Annotated in this window: 22 protein-coding genes; 12 read left to right on the forward strand and 10 right to left on the reverse strand. The window is 52.5% G+C overall.

Annotated features, from left to right (window positions below; genetic code table 11):
- Positions 1 to 15 precede the first annotated feature (15 nt).
- Complete coding sequence (locus QZJ86_RS03150) at positions 16 to 1,797, reverse strand: bacteriohemerythrin (RefSeq protein ID WP_301936354.1); 1,782 nt, start codon at positions 1,795 to 1,797, stop codon at positions 16 to 18.
- A 101-nt stretch (positions 1,798 to 1,898) separates the two neighbouring features.
- Between QZJ86_RS03150 and QZJ86_RS03155 the strand changes: the two genes are divergently transcribed.
- Positions 1,899 to 2,321 (forward strand): hypothetical protein, encoded by a 423-nt coding sequence (locus QZJ86_RS03155; RefSeq protein ID WP_301936356.1) that lies wholly within the window; start codon positions 1,899 to 1,901, stop codon positions 2,319 to 2,321.
- Between the two features lie 12 nt (positions 2,322 to 2,333).
- Here QZJ86_RS03155 and QZJ86_RS03160 read toward each other — a convergent pair whose 3' ends face one another.
- Entirely contained in the window at positions 2,334 to 3,104 is a 771-nt protein-coding gene (locus tag QZJ86_RS03160) for an ATP-binding protein (RefSeq protein ID WP_301936357.1), read from the reverse strand.
- A gap of 310 nt (positions 3,105 to 3,414) precedes the next feature.
- Here QZJ86_RS03160 and QZJ86_RS03165 point away from each other — a divergent pair, with 310 nt between their 5' ends.
- Both QZJ86_RS03165 and QZJ86_RS03170 read left to right on the forward strand, forming a co-directional pair.
- On the forward strand, positions 3,415 to 3,849 hold the full coding sequence (locus QZJ86_RS03165) for a hypothetical protein (RefSeq protein ID WP_301936358.1): 435 nt from the start codon (positions 3,415 to 3,417) through the stop codon (positions 3,847 to 3,849).
- Between the two features lie 115 nt (positions 3,850 to 3,964).
- Positions 3,965 to 4,264 (forward strand): antibiotic biosynthesis monooxygenase family protein, encoded by a 300-nt coding sequence (locus QZJ86_RS03170; protein WP_301936359.1) that lies wholly within the window; start codon positions 3,965 to 3,967, stop codon positions 4,262 to 4,264.
- 68 nt (positions 4,265 to 4,332) lie between these two features.
- On the opposite strand, the gene fae is transcribed toward QZJ86_RS03170, so the two are convergent.
- The 5 genes from fae to QZJ86_RS03195 form a co-directional block, all read right to left on the reverse strand.
- Positions 4,333 to 4,884: a formaldehyde-activating enzyme gene (gene fae, locus QZJ86_RS03175; RefSeq protein ID WP_301936360.1), complete on the reverse strand. Its 552-nt coding sequence runs from the start codon at positions 4,882 to 4,884 to the stop codon at positions 4,333 to 4,335.
- Between the two features lie 201 nt (positions 4,885 to 5,085).
- Positions 5,086 to 5,544, reverse strand: coding sequence for an ankyrin repeat domain-containing protein (locus QZJ86_RS03180; protein WP_301936362.1), 459 nt, complete (start codon positions 5,542 to 5,544; stop codon positions 5,086 to 5,088).
- A gap of 15 nt (positions 5,545 to 5,559) precedes the next feature.
- The gene (locus tag QZJ86_RS03185; RefSeq protein ID WP_301936363.1) at positions 5,560 to 6,237 is read right to left on the reverse strand and encodes a hypothetical protein; all 678 of its coding nucleotides are present in this window, start codon (positions 6,235 to 6,237) and stop codon (positions 5,560 to 5,562) included.
- Positions 6,227 to 7,009, reverse strand: a complete 783-nt coding sequence (locus QZJ86_RS03190) for a 4Fe4S-binding leucine-rich repeat protein (protein ID WP_301936365.1) — start codon at positions 7,007 to 7,009, stop codon at positions 6,227 to 6,229. Before QZJ86_RS03190 ends, QZJ86_RS03185 begins: the two co-directional genes overlap by 11 nt.
- A complete protein-coding gene (locus QZJ86_RS03195) occupies positions 7,010 to 7,564 on the reverse strand; it encodes a flavodoxin (RefSeq protein ID WP_301936366.1) in 555 nt (184 codons plus the stop codon). It abuts the gene before it with no gap.
- A 365-nt stretch (positions 7,565 to 7,929) separates the two neighbouring features.
- Between QZJ86_RS03195 and QZJ86_RS03200 the strand changes: the two genes are divergently transcribed.
- The 4 genes from QZJ86_RS03200 (at position 7,930) to QZJ86_RS03215 (ending at position 10,588) form a co-directional block, all read left to right on the forward strand.
- Positions 7,930 to 8,400 carry a hypothetical protein gene (locus QZJ86_RS03200; RefSeq protein WP_301936367.1) on the forward strand — a complete coding sequence of 157 codons (471 nt, stop codon included), beginning with the start codon at positions 7,930 to 7,932 and terminating at the stop codon, positions 8,398 to 8,400.
- Positions 8,401 to 8,425: 25 nt separating this feature from the next.
- Positions 8,426 to 9,457: an IS630 family transposase gene (locus tag QZJ86_RS03205; protein ID WP_301671563.1), complete on the forward strand. Its 1,032-nt coding sequence runs from the start codon at positions 8,426 to 8,428 to the stop codon at positions 9,455 to 9,457.
- Between the two features lie 157 nt (positions 9,458 to 9,614).
- The gene (locus QZJ86_RS03210) at positions 9,615 to 10,031 is read left to right on the forward strand and encodes a hypothetical protein (RefSeq protein ID WP_301936368.1); all 417 of its coding nucleotides are present in this window, start codon (positions 9,615 to 9,617) and stop codon (positions 10,029 to 10,031) included.
- A 179-nt stretch (positions 10,032 to 10,210) separates the two neighbouring features.
- Positions 10,211 to 10,588 carry a hypothetical protein gene (locus QZJ86_RS03215; RefSeq protein WP_301936370.1) on the forward strand — a complete coding sequence of 126 codons (378 nt, stop codon included), beginning with the start codon at positions 10,211 to 10,213 and terminating at the stop codon, positions 10,586 to 10,588.
- 295 nt (positions 10,589 to 10,883) lie between these two features.
- Here QZJ86_RS03215 and glk read toward each other — a convergent pair whose 3' ends face one another.
- Genes glk through dcd form a run of 3 tightly spaced genes read right to left on the reverse strand, consistent with a single transcriptional unit; the run spans position 10,884 to position 15,697 of the window.
- On the reverse strand, positions 10,884 to 11,867 hold the full coding sequence (glk, locus tag QZJ86_RS03220; protein WP_301936371.1) for a glucokinase: 984 nt from the start codon (positions 11,865 to 11,867) through the stop codon (positions 10,884 to 10,886).
- A gap of 8 nt (positions 11,868 to 11,875) precedes the next feature.
- Positions 11,876 to 15,088, reverse strand: coding sequence for a glycoside hydrolase family 15 protein (locus tag QZJ86_RS03225; RefSeq protein ID WP_301936372.1), 3,213 nt, complete (start codon positions 15,086 to 15,088; stop codon positions 11,876 to 11,878).
- Between the two features lie 42 nt (positions 15,089 to 15,130).
- On the reverse strand, positions 15,131 to 15,697 hold the full coding sequence (gene dcd, locus QZJ86_RS03230; RefSeq protein ID WP_301936373.1) for a dCTP deaminase: 567 nt from the start codon (positions 15,695 to 15,697) through the stop codon (positions 15,131 to 15,133).
- A 207-nt stretch (positions 15,698 to 15,904) separates the two neighbouring features.
- Between dcd and QZJ86_RS03235 the strand changes: the two genes are divergently transcribed.
- The 5 genes from QZJ86_RS03235 to QZJ86_RS03260 all read left to right on the forward strand — a co-directional run bounded on the left by QZJ86_RS03235 (position 15,905) and on the right by QZJ86_RS03260 (position 18,444).
- Entirely contained in the window at positions 15,905 to 16,501 is a 597-nt protein-coding gene (locus QZJ86_RS03235; RefSeq protein WP_301936375.1) for a TetR/AcrR family transcriptional regulator, read from the forward strand.
- A gap of 47 nt (positions 16,502 to 16,548) precedes the next feature.
- Positions 16,549 to 16,773, forward strand: a complete 225-nt coding sequence (locus QZJ86_RS03240) for an addiction module protein (protein WP_301936376.1) — start codon at positions 16,549 to 16,551, stop codon at positions 16,771 to 16,773.
- Positions 16,770 to 17,060: a type II toxin-antitoxin system RelE/ParE family toxin gene (locus QZJ86_RS03245; RefSeq protein WP_301936377.1), complete on the forward strand. Its 291-nt coding sequence runs from the start codon at positions 16,770 to 16,772 to the stop codon at positions 17,058 to 17,060. The genes QZJ86_RS03240 and QZJ86_RS03245 overlap by 4 nt, the downstream gene beginning before the upstream one ends.
- A gap of 133 nt (positions 17,061 to 17,193) precedes the next feature.
- Positions 17,194 to 18,021 (forward strand): OST-HTH/LOTUS domain-containing protein, encoded by an 828-nt coding sequence (locus QZJ86_RS03255; protein ID WP_301936379.1) that lies wholly within the window; start codon positions 17,194 to 17,196, stop codon positions 18,019 to 18,021.
- 150 nt (positions 18,022 to 18,171) lie between these two features.
- Positions 18,172 to 18,444: a DUF4242 domain-containing protein gene (locus QZJ86_RS03260; RefSeq protein ID WP_301936381.1), complete on the forward strand. Its 273-nt coding sequence runs from the start codon at positions 18,172 to 18,174 to the stop codon at positions 18,442 to 18,444.
- Positions 18,445 to 18,567: the final 123 nt, after the last annotated feature.

The raw sequence follows: 18,567 nt of genomic DNA on the forward strand, positions 1-18,567 counted from the left end.
GGGTGCTATGGTTATCTAAGCGGCGGGATGGACGGGTAAATTGATCCGAAAGAGGGTGCCTCGACCCGGCTCCGAATTCACGGCGATGTTGCCGCGATGATCCTTGATGGTCTTATATGACAAGGATAAGCCCAAACCGGTGCCTTTGCCGATAGGTTTGGTCGTGAAAAACGGGTCGAATATCCTGGCTTGGGTTTCCGCGTCCATGCCTTGGCCGGTGTCTTCTATCTCCACCCACAGCCAGTCGGCATCCTGGTAGCCGGTGCGAATGGTGATTTTTCCGAAGTCTTGGATAGCTTGTGCGGCGTTGACCAGCAGGTTCATGAACACCTGATTCAATTGTGTGCCGACACACTCGAACGGTTTCAGGCCGGCGTATTCCTTGATCACCTCGGCTTTGAATTTCAGTTCGTTATTGACGATGTTCAGAGTGGCGTCCAGTCCCGCCTCCAGGTCGAACATGGCGCGTTCCTGCTTATCGATACGCGAAAAATCGCGTAAATCTTGCACGATTTTCTTGGCGCGGATGGCGCCCTCCAGCGATTCCTTAACCAGTTCGGGGGCATCGGTTTTCACGTAGTCCAGATTGATGCTCTGCTTCAGTTGTTGATAGGCTTGGATATCGGGATTATCGGCTGGCAGTTGCTCGATTAGTCGTTCAGCCAATTCCGCAACCTGGATCAGTTCTCGAATATATTGTTGCAGACTGTTCAAGTTGGAATAAATGTAGCCTAACGGATTATTGATCTCGTGAGCCACGCCGGCTGCCAGTTGGCCGATTGAGGCCATTTTTTCCGATTGCACCAGATAGGACTGAGTTTCCTGGAGTTGTTGATTCAGTAAGGTTTGCCGATTTTTTTCCAATTCTAGGGATCTGTTGGCGGTGGTCAATGCGTGGGTGCGTTGATTAACCTGTTCTTCCAATTGTAGATTGATTTTGGCTAGCGCTGCTTCCGCTTGTTTTTGGGTGGTGATGTCCATGCCGCAGCCCATCAGGCCGGCAAAGGTGCCATTTTGACGGATGCGGGGTACGGCTGTTTCCAGAATCCAGATCAGGCCTTTATCCGCCGATTGCAGCCGATACTGCATCCTGATTTTCATTTGCTCTGCGGCGGCTTGTTCGTAGGTGGAAGTCACTTTTTCCCGGTCGTCGGGGTGGATGGTGTTAATCCATTGTTGCTTATTGATGGCGCTGTGGTCGAGGCCAAAAGTTTTAAACCAGAAGTGGTTACAGAAAATCGGCACACTTTTGGTGTTAGTCACCCAGATCAATGCCTGCAGGTTGTCGGCCAATTCCTTGAAACGGTCTTCGCTTTCGCGGAGCGCCGAATAGAGGTTGCTGTGCAAAATATCGACATGCTCGTGCCGGTCGAGTTGAATTTGGGCGGCATCGATACCTTTGTTGAGGCTGATGGCCATTAATTTATCGGTTTTGAGGGTATGGTGGCACAGCCAGTCCACCAGAAAATCCAGCAAATCCTTGGAAATGGCGGACGCATCCAACTGTGCATCGGCTTGCACACGCTGCATTTTTTCGACAAACTCCTGATGCTGCTGGCAGTGTTTGCTAAACATTTCCGGATTGAAACCAGCTTGTTGCATCAGTTTTTCTTCATGTTGGAAGTGATAAACCGTGTAGTCGACTAGGTCGTTGACAGTTTCCAGCACGGTTTTGTGGTCTTCGCCCAAGGCGATGACTTCATCCAGCCGGTTGATTAATGTCACCAGATTCTGGTGTTGGCTATCGACACTATCGATGCCGACCAGCAATTGGTCGTTCCAGGTTAAGATGCTCATGTACGATCCGTGATCAGAGATGAGCTTTGATATTACTAGCGTCTCAGTTATGGCACAATGCCAGCTACGCCGAATTTTCCAGACAGTCGTTGAAGTAGGTTATGAATCCACAAGTTTTTCAAGGCTTGCAGATATTGTTGGAGTCGTCATTTCCCAAGCAATGCTGCAGCTGTGGTTATGTGTATCACACTGCCGAGCAGTTTTTTGCGGAAACGACCGGCATGCCCAGAGGACGGTCGTCGTTGAAATCCTTTGTCGACGATGACGGGGTGCCGGTCGTTGAAGCCTTTAGAAATTGCCGGTGTGGTTCGACGCTGATGGACGAATTCGGTTGTCGGCGCGATCTATCCGAAACAGGGATAAAACGGCGAGAAGCATTCGCTCAGACCCTGGCTTTATTAATCGAGATGAATATTTCCGAGGCGGAAGCTCGAGCGGAAATGACTCATTTCATGCACGGCGAACCCAGTCGCTTGAGCGCCTGGTTTAAAGATCACCAGGATAGCGAATCCCATTCCGGGTAACCGTATTTAAGGTTAATCGGTTTGCTCGCTGGCGCTAAAGGCATTGAAAAACTGTTTGGCGCTGCGGCCGTTCTTGGCGGCATTTTGATGAGCGAAATCCAGTGCCGCCTTGTGCAAGACCTCGCGATTGCCGGTGTAATCGGCAAAATAGCTATCGACGATATCCAGATAAGTTTGGGTATGTTGCGGATAAAAAGCCAAGCGTAGACCGAAGCGATCCGACAGGGAGATCTTCTCTTCGATGGTGTCGGAATAATGCACTTCGCCGTCCACTAACTGGGTGTCGAGATTGTCGCGCATATGTTCCGGCAACAAATGACGGCGATTGGAGGTGGCGTAAAACACCACATTGTCCGGCGGCAGCTCGATGGAGCCTTCCAGCACGCTCTTCAGCGGCTTATAGAGGCTGTCGCCGCTTTCGAAGGACAGGTCGTCGCAATAAATCACAAAGCGCTGACTGTGCTCGCGGATGTCGTCGACGATTTCCGGCAGATACAGCAGGTCTTGTTTATCCACTTCGATAATCCGCAAACCTTCGTGCATGTATTCGTTTAATAAGGCTTTGACCAGCGAGGATTTGCCGGTGCCGCGTGCGCCCCATAACAAAGCGTTATTGGCTGGCAAACCGGCCAGGAAGCGTTGGGTATTGTCGATCAGTTGTTGCTTCTGCGGTTCTATGCCCAACAATTGATCGAGGCGGATCGGATCGATTTGCCGAACCGGGCGCAGATATTCCCGGCGTTGCCGCCAAATTGCCGCATAAGTATGGTTCCAATCTATCATGAGTAATCCTGGGTTAAGCCCGGCTGCCACCGCTGTCCGTCGTCCGGTTCGGGGAGGTTTGCCAGGCGGTTGTATAATTTTTAGTCAATTTAACACCACTGTAAGCACAGCAACAACTTAGCGTCGCATTTAACGGGTTGTTAACAGAGTTATCCACAGATTTTGTGAATAATATCCAGGTGCTGTGGAAATGTAAGCAGGCCTGTGGGTAACGCCGATAATTCGTTTGTTGTGCGCTTTACCTATAAATCGGATGGAAGCAATCCGCCGCATCTGATAGCCTGTGCAGTCATTCTTCAGGAACACTGAAATGCCGAAAATCTTTCTGTCTTGGTATGATGGTCAGCAACACAGTTTGGCCTCGGAATTGTTCGCATTGTTGAAAACTGGGAAATTTGAAATCGAACACTCGCCAAATAGCCCCCACAGCGGCCATTTGGATGAACGCTGGGCGAATTGGTATGACGACGGCCTTCCAAAGGCGGTGCGACGGGCCGATATTTTTCTGGCAGTCATTACGCCTAGTTGCGATGGCTCGACCTGGATGCTCCAGGAATACCAGGAAGCCTATAGCCGTTTTTTGCAAACGGCCAGACCAGCGCTCTACTTCGTCCGCTTCGATCGCACCGAGCAGCCGGTGAAGTATCCCGGCAACTACCTGGAGAACTCGATCCAGCTTCCATCAAATCCAGGCGCGGCCTTCCAAGCATTGGCCAACTATGTGCGGCGCACGCCTGTTGCATGAAATTAGGCAAATCTTTCCGTCCATGCACGCCCAACACCGCTTGCATGCGACGCCAAGCTCAGCTGGCGCTGCGCAACGCGTCTGAAGTCCACCGTTAGGCTTTTGGAAAATCATTGTGCTAGAAGTTGCCATTCTTGATGTTATTCCAGGAAAAGAAGCTGAGTTTGAGGCTGCATTTCGCACCGCGTCGGCCATTATTTCCAGTATGCCGGGCTATATCTCACATCAGCTTCAACATTGTGTGGAAAAGGAAAGTCGTTATATTCTGCTTGTTAATTGGCAAACGCTTGAAGCACACACCATCGGTTTTCGTTCCTCGACCCAGTATCTGGAATGGAAACAATTGCTTCACCATTTCTATAATCCATTTCCCGCAGTGGAGCACTATGAGTTGGTTTTTGAACAAAAAACCTAATATGGCGTTCGACTCAGGTAGGTCAGGTTGCCGCGACAGCGGATACCTGACACTCTAGCTCTAGCGGCTTACCACTGCGACTCGCCGGTCTCGGGGTCGTACATCTCGTGGAAGATTTTGTGACGGTTGGCGATCAGTTCGTCGATGCTGGGCGAGTTGCTCATGGCTCGGGAAATGGCCAGTTTCATCGCTTCATAGTTGGTGCGGTACAAGTCTTTGCGGTCCAGACTGGGGTTGGTGGCGCAGGACGGATCAATCCAGATCATCGCGATGATGCACAATTCGTTGGCTTGCAGACGAGGAATCACACCGTCGGCGACGCTGTCGATCACCGCATCGGCGATTGCCGATTGCACAGGGCCGCCTAGCAAATTGACGTAAGCCGAGGATTTGATGGTGACTTTGGGCACCATGATGGTGGCCGGACGCACTTGCTGGTTGGTGGCGCGGATCGCGAACATCCGGGTATGGCCTTCGGTTTGGCCCATCAAATTGGCGAAAGCGTGACCGGCCGGGCCTTTGACGTCGCCGATCAGAATTTCCGGCATCGCGTCGGTGCCTTGGCCTTCGCTGGAAAATACGGTGGCTTCGCCGGTTCTAAACCAATAAGAATCTGACATGGTAAGTCCTCGGAGTGAGTTAGGGAAAGCGGCATTCTATGCCCGCACTGAAATTGCGGCAATAGGCGGGCTTTAGGCGAAAAGGGTTTGAGCTGACGGCCAACAGACAATGTTTCCTCGGAGCGAAGCGCAACCCCTCACCCCAGCTCTCCCATGAGGATAGGGAGCAATTTAGGCGATAAGCTGTTAATTCCAGTTTAGCTACGCCTGCAAGGCTTTCATTGCAGTGCGTAACAGTTGCAAACATTGGCGATTGGCGGCTAAATCCAGCGCGTTAAAGTCGTCCTGGGTGGTTAATAGCGGGTTGGCACCGCCTTCCAGCAATTGCGCCACCACCCCGTGTTTGCCGCTGGAGGCCGCATAGGTCAGCGCGCTAGCGCCGCTGGGGTTTTGATAGTCGATATCTATGCCGGCTTGTAGCAGCAAATCGATACATTCTCCGGCCTCGGCAAAACAGGCCGCCCATAGGGCGTTGTTGCCATAGGCATCTAGCACTTCCAGATCGGCGCCGTGCTGTAATAGAAAGCCCAACACATCGGTACGGCCTTGTTGCGCCGCCAGAATTAAGGGCTGCTTGCCATGCGGGTTGGCAGCCAGGGGCTGTTGAATTTGAAAGCCATTTCCCGACAGCCAGGTATCGATATTCAGGGTAATACTCATGCAGGTTTGTTCCGCTTAGACCAGCGACGGCCGGTGGAGTGAGGACAAATGACCGATGCCGGCGGTTTTCAGCAGGCCGGCCAGCTCGTGGCGGGCCGGTTCGCCCTTGCCGCGCAGAAATTTCAGTTCGGCGCTGGTCAGTATTGTTATCGGGACGAGCTTGACCTCGCCGCCCGCGAGCGATAAAGGCTTGTCGGCTTCGGCGGTGATGCCCAGCAGCGCACCGATGCGGCCGCGGCCATCCTTGATGTGGTCGATATTGAATTCTAACGATAGCAGCTCGCCGTTGACCAGGCGCTCGCACAAACGCGGGTAGCCGGCCAGCGTATGGCTGACTTCGGCGGTCAATGGAAACAACCAGGTATCTGCCAGCGCCATCAGCGGCGCGTCAAGGCTGATGCCGGCGTCCGGGCTCTCGATAAACACTTCCAGGCCCAGGCCGGTTTCCGGTCTGTCTCGCTCGACCCAGGGGTCGGATAATCCATCCGATATCACGATGCTGTTCTGCTGGTGCCGCGCGGCCAGCCAGGCGGCACCAGCCGGCCACTCCGGCCCTTCGGTCATCGGCCCCATCAATGAGGTCAGTTCGGCCAGATCGGACTGCAAGCGTTCGATGATGGCCCGATGGCGGGTTTCGGTGGCCATCCGTAAGCGGTCGGCGTAGGTCAAGCCGACGATATGTTCAGTGTTCATGAGCGGTGTTCTCGGATTGCAAAGATTCCCAGCGTTGCAGGGCGGTCAGGCGAACTTCCTCGTCGGTATCGTCGAGCATTTGCTGTAACAAGTCCGGATCGGCGCGCAAAGCGACTTCGTATCGCACGGTCCAGTCGTTGTCTTGGCTCATCAGGGCTAGATCGTCGATTTCCATGCGTTGGGCGACGATGCGGCGGATGCTGACTTCGTGATCTTCCGCCATCAAGCCTAAGCTGACGCTGGGGATGCGTTCGGCGACGGTGCGGCGCACTTCGTTATCGGGATCGGCCACCAGTCGAAACAAGCGGCCTTTGGGCAAACGTTTGGCGACGTAAGACCGCACCAGATAATCCGGGTCGTCGGCCATCAATTCAAGTTGATGTTCCGGCAGGCGGTCGGCCACCGTGACCCGGACTTCCCGGTCGCTGTCGCTACGCAATTCCAGCAGCCACTCCAGCGGCACCCGATAGGCCAGCACGCGGCGTACCGCTTCGTCCGGGTCGGTCAGCAAGGGCTGTAAATGATTGGTCGGTAAGTAACGGGCAGCTATCGCTCGCCGCTCCCAGAACGGGTCTTGGGCGTATTCGAAGGCCAAGCCGGGGTGGGCTTTGAAGAAGCGGTCGATTTGCCGGCCGCTTTCCGCGACCACGCAACAATCGCCGGGTTTACAAGTGCCGGTCGCCAATAAGGTGTTACGGTAAGCGCAGCCCGAGCAGTCGGCCAGCGGTGTCAGATCGAGGCCGTCCTCTGCCGATATGGACGAGGCCATCATCTAGGCGGCCTCCGCCAACACCGGCAGCAATTGTGGCGTGACTTGTGCCAGCCACTCTCTGATACGCTCGTCGGTCAGATGCGGTTGGCCGCGTTGGTCCAGTACCAGGCCGACGAATTGGTTGTCGATCACCGAATCGGAATGTTCGAAGCTGTAGCCCTCGGTGCTCCAACGACCGACGATGTCGGCGCCGTAGCCGTAAAATACCCGGTAAAGCTGAATCAGGGAGCTGGCGAAGCGTGACGCATAACGTTCTTGATGACCCAGCCCGAACAAAGCGATGCGTTTGCCGGATAGGTCGACGCCGTCCAGATGGGGGACGAACTCTTGCCAGCTACGTTCCTGGCAGCCGGCCGCCAGGCCAGGCAAATCGCCGATGCCGTAGCTGGGCGTACCTAAAATCAGCGCGTCGTAGCTGAGTAATTCGTCGGGAGTGACTCGATTGATGTTTTTGGGCTTGTCGGCCAACTCTTCGCCTAGCAGGCCGAAAATCTTTTTAGCGACCAGCCGGGTACTGCCAGTATCCGTTCCGAAAAAAATGCCGATTTTGCTCATAAATCACCTGTGATCAAGAGTGCGGGATAAGGCTATGCAGCCGTTTTGAAATAGTCAGCAAATTTCGATCCAGATTCGGGATGTGGGGGTGTTGTGGATTTTTTATTTTAATATCAATCGGATAGGTTTTTTAGCAGCGGTTGTGATTTCAGGTCTGTGCAGGCATGTCTACAATTGCAGGCCGGAGCGGGCGATTTATGACATTGATAAGCCCGGTATCCGTTAGACTACGGCTGGCGCCGATCTGGTTTATCGTCCCATTCAAGATCGCGATTTTTCTCTTGAATCCGTAAGCGGCAGCATCGACGTGGCCGAATCGAGCTTAAATAAAATCAGTTACCGTCAAAAATAATCAAGGAAGCTTTATGGCAATTCTTCGTTGCAACAATTGCGCTTATTTACGGGAAGTCCCGAACGAACATGTGGGCAAAACGGTTAAATGTCCGGTTTGCGAACAGGCTTCGGCGATTCACGATACCGTGGCATTTGTGAAAAAACTCATCGATAAATACGGGGTATTGTTGGGTAAATATCGCGAGTTGGAACAGGCGAGCGTTCCCGCCTCGGAAGCTCGCGGTCCCGAGATTATATTGGGCAAAGACGAAGAGGTGGATTTGCACAATACTGCGGTGATGAGCAACAGCATGCAATACAAGCCGATTATTAGCTGGTTCGAGCGCAAAAATATTAAGGTCGAAGTTAACCATAACGCCTTGGATACGCAGGGCTTTTACGATGAAGTCGCCGTCGAGCTGGGCGATCAGTTCCAGGTGTTGCAAGAAGTTTTAGATAAAATCAGAAAAACCCAAAGAAATACTGCTCTTAAAATAAGTTAAGCCATATTCATGAGATAATATTTCCATGAAATGTAAACGAGATTCAGACGGCCGGGAAATTGATCACCATACTCTGCAAGTGATGCGACAGCAGGCGGTCAAAGCGGTGAAAAATGGGCAGACGGCGGCCAGTGTGGCGGCAGCGATGGGCGTCAACATTCGCACGGTGTTTCGGTGGTTGTCCGACTTTGCAACCGGCGGTCAAAATGCCCTGCTGGCCAAGAAGATTACGGGCCGCCCACCGCTGGTGACGCCCGACGAAATGCGCTGGATCGCCGAGACCGTGCGGGACAAAACACCCTGGCAAATGAGACTGGAATTTGGCTTGTGGACCTTGTCGCTAATCGGGGAAGTCATCTATCGCCAGTTTGGCAAACGCCTGACCGCGCCGAGTGTGGGACGGATCATGCGGTTGCTGGGGTTTACCCCGCAAAAGCCCTTGTATCGGGCTTGGCAGCAGGACCCAGTCTTGGTGGAAAAATGGCAGGCCGACGAGTTTCCTGCCTTGAAAGCCGAAGCCAAACGCACGGGTGCTGTGATTTATTTTGCCGACGAAGCCGGCGTGCGCTCCGACTTTCATGCAGGCACCACCTGGGCGCCGGTCGGTCGGACGCCGACCGTGAAGGCGACCGGGCGGCGATACGGTTTGAATCTGATCTCTGCGGTCAGTGCGCGGGGCGATTTTCGCTTTATGGTCCAGGAAGGCAACGTCACCGCCGACGTGTTTATCGAATTCCTGAAACGTCTGCTGCGCGGTGCCGAACAGCCGATCATACTGGTCGTCGATGGCCATCCGATTCACAAGGCCAAGATCGTCAAAACGTTTGTGGAACAACAGCAAGGCCGGTTGCAGTTGGCCTTTCTGCCGCCATATGCGCCACAACTGAATCCGGACGAACAGGTCTGGGGCTATATCAAACCGCGCGTCGCCAAGCAAATGCCAGAAAATAAAATTGAATTAAAGAAACTCGTCCAATCCGCCATGCATCGCTTACAAAAACTCCCGCATGTCGTGAAATCTTTTTTCAGACACCCAGAATGTCAATATGCAGGTTAGTGACAATACTTTCTTTAAGAGCAGTAACTATACCTCAGTAGTATTAAATTTAAATGACTACAGTCAAAATCAAATTAAAACGATTACCGGTTTTTGTAAAAACTTATACGAATTCTCGTTTGTCGCTAAATATTTTTATAATAAAAACGAAAAAAGAGTGCATTTAACCTTACAAACCATGCCGGCCATCGTCGGCTTTTTTAATGGAGAATGGTTGGAATGGTATGTATTTATGAAATTGCTAAAACATTTTTACGAAAGCAAGCGGCTTTTTTCCTGTCTACGCAGTTTTAATATTCAGTTTGCCAATGAAGATAAATATGAAGTGGATGTGTTTTTTCTGATTAATAGCCGGATTCCGGTATTTATCGAATGCAAATCCGGAGAGTTCCGCCCCTTCATCGAGAAGTACAGCAAAATGCGGCGTCGGCTGGATATCGAGAAGGAAAACTTCTTGTTACTGGTGTTGGGCGTTAGCGACGAGCAGGTGTTGGGATTGACGAAAATGTACGATATTACTTTTGTCAACGAATCCAATTTTATTCAACATATTGCCAGGTTGGCGGCGCAATAATTTATACCGCTCTATTTTTGTGGTAATTAAGCTATTTTTTTCGGTTTCGGTGTTATTTTCAAAATCTATGATAGTATGAAAAAGCTTTGAGCAAGCAACCGGATTAAAATATACAGTCATAAATTTGTAATTTTAATGTGGTTTAAAAAAACACTTAAATATCAATTGATAGGATTTGTATGAACACAGTAAAAAAAACCTTGGCTTCATTTTTGGTGATCGCCGCGGCATTGGTTTCCACATCCGCTAATGCAAACAGTGCTGGCGACGCTAAAGTTCGTGCAGCCGGTGAAGCTACCGTTGCCAAAGTAGAGGAAGCTGTAAGTTTGTTAGAAAAAGGCGACAAAGAAGGCACTTTGAAAGCTCTGGGCGATGTTCGTCAGTCGCAAAAAGAGTTCCGTTATGAGCAAACCGAGCGTTTGCGTCAAAAAGCCGGTGACAAACTGAAAGTTGCCCGCGATGAGATCGAAAAAGGCGACGCCAATGCCTCAGTTAGTTTGAAAGCTACTCTGGATCTTTACAAAGAAATGATGAAAGTTTACAGCGCAGCTCACTAAGGGCGCGTTGAATCAATCCACATTGGGTTGATAACGTCAGCCACCGGTAAGCTAAAGTTTCCGGTGGCTTCTTTTTTAATGGCTTGTGCCATTGTCCGCTTCCTGCATCCCCACATTTTTTCAATAACGCTTCGGCCGGATTGCTAAATTGATCCGTTCGTACAAACGTTAAATTTTCTTGGCCGTAATCACCCCGCTGCTCTAAGCAATCTACGCTGGCAGGTGGTTTCGATTGTTTGATGTTTTCTCGCAATTTGGGATCGGATATTGAGGTGTTCACACCAGCATATGCGGGTTACTGCGAGTCGAAATAATGCATCGCGCCAATCAAAGGGGTGCGCGGGTTCAATGCCAATTTCACCGACATTCTGGATAGTAACGGTTGAAACCGGCCTTTGGCGGTGAAGGCTTGCAGGAATTCGCCAGACTCCAGCACGGAACGGATTTTCGGACCGATGCCGCCGCCGATAAACACGCCGCCGATAGAGAATGTTTTCAGAGCCAGATTGCCGGCTTCGGCGCCGTACAATTCGGCGAACAGCCGTACAACTTCCAGGCACAAGGCGTCTTCGCCGTCGATACCCAGCCGAGAAATCAAGGCATTGCGATCCACTTCTATATCGGAAGTCGCATCCGGCACCGCCGGGCAGGGCGGCGCGAAGCGGTTTTCGACTAAAAAATCGTAGAGATGGCTGAAACCGTTGCCGGACAACAATCGTTCGCAGCTGACATGTGCGGGAAACTGCCGGCGCAGATAAGCCAGCAACTGGTCCTGCAGTTGGTTTTGCGGCGCGAAATCGCTATGGCCGCCTTCGGTGGCGATCGGGTGATATTTGTCGCCGTCCCAGTACAACATCGCTTCGCCCAGTCCGGTGCCGGCGGCGATCACCGCGATATTGCCGGTTTGCGGTTCGGCGCCGGGGTTGAGCTCGATAAAATCCTGTTCCTGCAAGTACAGCATGCCGATCGCCATCGCCTCCAGATCGTTCAGCAGTCTGACGCGTTGGGTGCCGAGCTGGGCCTGCAGTTGTTCGCCGTCCAGCAGCCAAGGCAGGTTAGTGGTTTGGCAGCGCTGCTTCACCACTGGTCCGGCCACACCGAAACAAGCCGATGCCACGGCCGGGCCGCCGTTCAGGAATAGACCCAGAATTTCCTCGAAGGTCTGAAACTCGCCGCTGGCAAAGGTTTGTTCGCGGATACAGCTCAGCGAGCCGTCGGCTTGTCTGTCGATTAAGGCCAGAACCGTTTTGGTTCCGCCAATATCGCCGGCTAGAATCATATGCGTCCTCACGAGGTTGGTGTTGTGTTGCTGAGCAGGTGAATCAAGGCATCGAGGATGCCGTTGGCGACCGCGTGCGGCGGTAGTTGGTAAAAGGCTTGCCAGGCCAGCGACACACATTCTTCGTAACGGTCCCGGTAATGCGGGTGGGATTGCAGCCAGCAGAGCCGGACCGCGTGGCCGATCAGAATGTCGGTCACCAGTGTGTCGTCGATATACAATTCCGGATTGTCGCGGACGATGTAGGCTAGCGCCCACAGCGCTTCGACGCTCAATTGACGATACACCGGCGCCTGAATTTTGTCGAGAATATGGTTGATGTGCAGCCGGAAGGTTTGTTCGCCGGCGGTCATTTGCGCCAGCATGATTTCGCTATCGATACGGCGCTTGGCATTGTACTTCTCGCCGATCATCAAGCCCTTGCAGTGATGCAGCAAGTCCCAGATGCCGCCGAAAAACGCCTCGTTCTCGCGGCCGACGCTGCCCTGCTGTTCGCGCCAGGCATACCAGTCCTCGGCGCCGCCCCGATCCTTCGGGTCCATCTCGCCGGGAAAACGCGCCGCGGCCAGATCGCGATGCGGACCTTCGTAATTGAGGGTTTCCACCTGGCCCAGTTGGTTTTGGCTGTTGCCGTAATCTTCCAGGGTTTCTTGCACCTTCAGCGCCAGCCGATGCGGCGGCAGGGACAAAATATCGTTGAAGGCCTGATCCAGCGAACTGCTGCTGACCCGTTTTTCCCTGGCGATGATCAGTTGCAAAATGTGGCCGACCCGTATCGTGTGCATATCGGCAAACAACTCGGGCTTCAGTTTGATCAGCATGCCCAGGTAAATGATCAGCTCCTGGATGATGATTTGCTGGCTGCTGTCGTTGGGGTTGAAGGTGCGGATGGTTTGCAGAATCTCCGACGAATCGGCCGGGCGCCGCAGCGTGGCTTTACCGCTGTAAGCGCGTCCGACCGTCAGGCCGTGCTGGCGTACTAGGATTTCCGTGGCGGCCTGTTCCAGATTGATGTCGTACTTGCCCAGTAAGCCGGCGCAACGGCGAACGATGTACCAGAGGTGGCGGTCGCCGGCGCGAGCGTAGACTTCCTCCAGTAAATTCCGCACCAGGCAAGGCGTATCGTCGCCGTTGCGCAGGCCGGTATCGTGATCCAGGCCGTGGCGTTGGCTGAGCAGGCATAGCGCCTCCAGTTGCGCATACAAGTTTGGGTTGTGCTGTAGTTGTTCGATCAGCACCGCATCGTCGCCAAGCTCCCATTCGGTCAATAAAAAGCTATCCAGCGCTTGTGGGTTCGCGTCGTTGTCCGCGAGCAGGCTAGAGAACGGCCTTTCGCTTTCTTCCCAGCAGGCCTCCGAGAATTTGAAATCGTGCAGATAACCGATTTTTTCTTGGCAAGCGGTCTGGGCGAAGTCGGTCAGCAGCCCCAATGTGACCCCTATGCCTTGTACCGCGCCTTGCCGGATTTGCGCGATAAATTCCAGCAACACCTGTCTATCCTCGCTACGCAGCATGTTTTGTTTGATATTGATGGCCAGCAAGGGGGCGGCCGGGTTATTCCAATGGTGGCTGATATAGGTCAGCTCCATCCGCAAGCGCTGGATCAATAATTGATTGTCCATCGCGATGTAGAACCCTTTCTGGCTCATGAATTGCGGTAGGAACAGCAAGGGTTCGCCGGCCAGCAGATACAACTTGGAGGTCGCCAAGCTGCGCAATTGCCGTAGCGGCCTGCCGCTGAGGCCGATGCGGTCGTTACGGCCGACCTGGGCATAAGCGGCGGCCAGTTCGCTGGCGTCGCGGACCTGAATCGGCGCGATCTCCACCAGTGTCTGTGAGGGCACGCCCAGATTGCGCAAGTCTTGCTGCACGGCTTCATCTTCGGCCAGCAAGGCGATTTGCAGCGTGGAGTTGGGATATAAACGCGTTGTTTGGTAACGGCCTAGTGGATCGATGTCATCCAGCGTAATCAGGTCGTCTTGTAGCAAGCAGCTCAGTATATACAAGCTCTGCGCCCAGACCAGCGGCACGTTTTCATTGGCGACGCGGGTTTGGCTGTGTGGATGGCGTTTTTCGGCGGCGATAGCGTTTTCCGGGACGATGTACAGTTCCGGCAGCAGCCACTGGCCGTTTTGCTCGACCAGCAGGTCTTCCAGGCGGCGGCGATAGTCCCAGACGCCGTCCTGATCGCCAGCGAACAGTTTGTTCAATAATAAGTAGCAGAAAAATAGCGGCCATTCGCATTCGATATCCATGAACTGTTTCAGTTCGTGCGGTTCGTAATGCAGGCGCTGGTGGTCTTCGATCACGGTCTGATGGCCGTCCAGCAAAAATCGTTTGCAGCCGTAGCGGCCTTGTAGCTTTTCGACGATCAAGGTCTCGGTTTTTTCACGCAAGGCCCGGTCGTCGACCGCGAAGGCCGGAAAGCCGGTGATGCTGAGTACGGCCGAATCGACTTCCTTGGAAATCGATTCGCGCGGCAACAGCGACTCCAACGTGATGCGGGTGCGGGCGATGTCGTCGCTGATCACATGAATGATCGCCGCTTGACCCCCATCCTTGCCGAACAAATTGCAACCCGACATGGCTTCCAGCGCGGCCTTGGCCATACCGATCGAGCTGGCGTTAAGCTCGGCCTGGCCGTGATTCATTTTATTGCCGCGCTCCCAGATGCCGTAATCCGGGGTGCGATAGGCGCGGCTGACATAATGCACCAGATTCTGCACAAAATTGACTTCGTCGATGCCGAACACGATCCGCAAGCCGGAGGCAGTCATCTGCGCCAGCATCAGCAAGAACAGCGAGGTGGCGTCCAGTTGCAAATGGCCCCATTCGTGGTCCGCGACCACCACTTCGCCGGTCTGAGTGTTGTACTTGGCGTGCAACGCGTCCAGGGGGTCTTGGGTATGCTTGAATTTCTCGACTTTTGCCGCTTGGCGCATCATTGCGGTCAACAAGCCGCGCATCAGTTTGACGACGCTTTGTTCCAGCAGATATGTGCGTTCCTGCTGGCCTTCGACCTTGCGATAAGCCAGCGCCAGGCCCCAGGCCGCCAAAATACTGTAGACATTGTCCCGCACCCAGGCGTCGGTGTAATTGCCGTGCTTGGTGACGGCGGTGCTGGCCGGTAACAGGCCGCTGATCCAGTCCTGGCGGTTGAGGATAATGTCCTGGACTTGTTGGTAATACTGGTTAAGCGTATCGGTTCGGCTGCTCGGCATCAGTCTCTATGGAGTATTTTGGCGTTTTAGACAATCGGGCACTCAGGCTTTCGGTAGGGTGACTCCGGTTTGGCCTTGATATTTACCGCCGCGGTCTCGGTAGGAGGTTTCGCAGACTTCGTCGCCGCCGAAAAACAGCATTTGCGCCACACCTTCGTTGGCGTAGATTTTGGCCGGCAGAGGGGTGGTATTGGAGAATTCCAAGGTCACATGGCCTTCCCATTCTGGTTCCAAAGGGGTGACATTGACGATGATGCCGCAGCGGGCGTAAGTCGATTTACCCAGGCAAACCACCAGCACGTCGCGCGGAATCCGGAAATATTCGACGGTGCGGGCCAACGCAAAGGAATTGGGTGGAATGATGCAAACGTCCGATTTCACATCGACGAAGCTGCCTTCGTCGAAGTCTTTCGGATCGACGATGGTGGAATTGATGTTGGTGAAGATTTTAAATTCGTTGGAGCAGCGCACGTCGTAGCCGTAACTGGAGGTGCCATAGGAAATGATGCGGCCTTGCGCGGATTCACGGACTTGCCCGGCCTGAAACGGCTCGATCATGCCGTGCTGTTCGGACATGCGGCGAATCCATCGGTCTGATTTTATGCTCATGTTGCTAGTTGAGTGAGAATGAAGAACAAGGTATGCAAAATAGCATATCGGGACGGAAAAATCTTGCCGACAAATGCTTGCAGGCTAGTGTTTTGGCACGTTTCGTGGGGTATTTGCCTGGCCTGGCTGACCCCGGCACGCACTTATTTTAAAAAATTAGAAAAAACTTATTTACAAAGAAAGACGACCGGTCGCATAATGCGGCCCATGGCGAAGCTGGCACCCAAACAGATCAAAAAGGACAAGCTCCTCGAGCAAGGTGTGAGCTTGCTGCTGGAAAAAGGCTATCACGCCACCGGCTTGAAAGAGATCCTGGATACGGTGCGGATTCCGAAAGGCTCGTTTTATAGCTACTTCAACAGCAAGGAACAATTCGCCGCCGAGGCCATCCACCATTACATCGAGCCATTTATCCTGCGCTTGTCCGGGCATTTGCAAAACCCGGAACTGGACGGCCTAGCGGCGCTGAAAGCTTACTACCTGGAACTGATCGGCGAAGTAGCGCAAAGCGGGTTCAAGGGCGGCTGTTTGCTGGGAAATTTGATGGGCGAGATTGGCGATACCAGTCCATTATGCCGCGATGCTTTGCTGGATGCGGTGGGTCGATACAGTGCCTTGCAGCAAGCAGCGTTGGAGCGCGGACAAAAGCAAGGTTCAGTAAGGCTGGACCGCTCGGCGAAAAGCATGGCGGATTTGATGCTGAACGGCTGGCAGGGCGCGTTGCTGCGGATGAAGGTCGAGCAGTCGGTGGAGCCATTGCAGGCGGTTTGCCGGGATTTGTTGGATGATTATTTTCGGGCTTGATTGAGTTCCTGCCTTATCGCATGCTAGCGTTAAATTGGAGGTGATTTATGGATGCGCAAACGATAACCGAACAGGCTTTAAAACTGGCTCCCGCCGCAAGAGCGTATATTGCGGAGATACTGATCGAAAGCCTGGATTATGATGAGGACTTTCCGGTTTCCGAGGAGTGGCGGCAAGAAATTCAAAAGCGTTGCAAGGAAATAGACGCCAATTCGGCGCTGCTGTTGGACGGCGAACAAGTCATGGCGGAGCTAAGACAGCGCTTTTTATGAAATATTTCCTGCATCCTCAGGCCCGCGAGGAGCTGGTGCAAGCAATATTGTTTTATCAAAAACAACAAGCGGGTTTGGAAAAGCGTTTTATCGAGGCGGTGGACGATGCCATCCACAGGGTTTGTAGCAATCCCATGTTGTATCGAAAGTTAGATGATGAAACTCGTAAATGCCGGATATTGCATTTTCCATATGCGTTAGTGTTCCGGGAAAAAGCCGGAAAATTGGAGATTTTGGCGGTGATGCATTTGCGAAAACAGCCTAATTATTGGAATTCTAGAAAATGATGTCGCGGATTTGGTGTTGGATGGCTGGCAGGGCGCGTTGTTAAGAATGAAAATTGAGCATCGGTGGTGCCCGTTGCAGGCGGTTTGTCGGGATTTGTTGGATGATTATTTTAGGGCTTGATTCGAGTTTTTCATGGAACAAGAGCCAGATATTAATACTATTCGCGATGAGGTTTTTCGAAAGATTGGTAGGAATGTAGTCAACTTCCAGAAAATTGAACAGATGCTTAAACATCTGATCGTTCGAGGAAATTTATCTGGGTACAAGAGTGCGTTGAGTCAGCTTTTGGAATCGAGGAAGTCTTTGGCAAATAAAAAAACTCTAGGCACATTGGTCGGGGAGTTTGTCGAAAATACTTTTGATAAATCATCGGAGTCATCGGTTCCTGACGCAAAGCCTAAAGACCCATATATGTCATTTTCTTTTTTTGTTGAGGCTGATAGCGAGTTTTATGAAGAAAAAAGGCTGGAATTGAAGTTGTTGGTAGAAGAGAGAAATGAATTAATTCATCAGTTACTTCCTAAGTTTAATCAGGACTCGCTTGAGAGTTGTTTGGAGCTAAATGATTATCTAGATCGTCAGAGAGAACGGCAGATTAAGGAATTTAATTATCTGAAGTCTCTAGGTGAGAGCCTGATTGAATTTGCGGATTTTTTGAGTTCGGATCAAGGGAAAAAGGAGCTTATGCTAAGTATGCTTCAGCAAAGCCAAATCGTTCGGTTATTACTTGAGATATCCATTCAAAAGCCAAGAAACGACGGGTGGACATATTTAAGTTCTGCAGTTCAACAGATTCACCAACTTCTGCCCGGAGAAATCGCTCATCTAGAAGAAAGATGGGGATATAAAAAACTTACAGATTTGATGCAGGCGTCTGGTTGTTTCGATATCAAGCAAGAGGCTATTGGTAGCGGACATCTACGAGTTATTTACCGATCCAAACTCGAATTTGGGGCGTAGATGTCCTGAATGCAACGAAGTGCATCGATCGCGACAGATGCGCCTCCTAGCGTCGGCACATCCTACACTTAACTAAATAACCGCTGCCCACCCGGCAGCATTTTTTAACGCCGGTAAATTAGACGACCGGTCATTTATTAGGAGATCATCATGCCCAAGTACATCATCGAACGCGAGATTCCCGGCGCCGGTCAACTGACTCAGGCCGAATTGCAAGGCATTTCCCAAAAATCCTGCGGCGTGCTGCGCAACATGGGGCCGCGCATCCAATGGCTGCACAGTTATGTCACCGGCGATAAGATCTATTGCGTGTATATTGCCGATAGCGAACAAGCAATTCGCGAACACGCCGAGCAAGGCGGTTTTCCGGCCAATCGCATCGAACAAATCACCACGACCATTGACCCGACCACGGGCGATTGATGACGGTTCATGGTTACTTTATGGTTCCCACGCTCCGGCGTTGGAACCGGGTCAGGGACGCTCCGGCGTCCTGAACCGCTGGAGCGGTTCAACATGCATTCCCACGCTGGAGCGTGGGAACGA

Origin of the sequence: Methylomonas montana, from assembly GCF_030490285.1 — a bacterium.
Lineage (GTDB): Bacteria > Pseudomonadota > Gammaproteobacteria > Methylococcales > Methylomonadaceae > Methylomonas > Methylomonas montana.